The following is a 218-nucleotide window of genomic DNA, read 5'->3' as shown; positions in this document are numbered from 1 at the left end:
ATCTCCCAGGCCGGCGGCACCCCGCTGCTGGTGGCTCTGGAGGACGACAAGGGCGCGCGGGTCCTCGGCGTCATCCACCTGAAGGACGTCGTCAAGGAGGGCATGCGGGAGCGGTTCGACGAACTGCGCCGGATGGGCATCAAGACCATCATGATCACGGGTGACAACCCGCTGACCGCGAAGGCGATCGCCGAGGAGGCGGGGGTCGACGACTTCCT

The 218-nt window shown here is 67.4% G+C and carries 1 protein-coding gene; it reads left to right on the top strand.

What is annotated here, in order from left to right; genetic code table 11:
* Positions 1–218 (top strand): HAD family hydrolase (locus tag OO54_RS41220; protein WP_033213031.1); only part of this gene is annotated, 218 nt, incomplete at both ends.

This window comes from Streptomyces wedmorensis (assembly GCF_000716445.1).
Taxonomy (GTDB): domain Bacteria; phylum Actinomycetota; class Actinomycetes; order Streptomycetales; family Streptomycetaceae; genus Streptomyces; species Streptomyces wedmorensis.
This window is presented reverse-complemented; position numbering and strand designations above follow the sequence as displayed.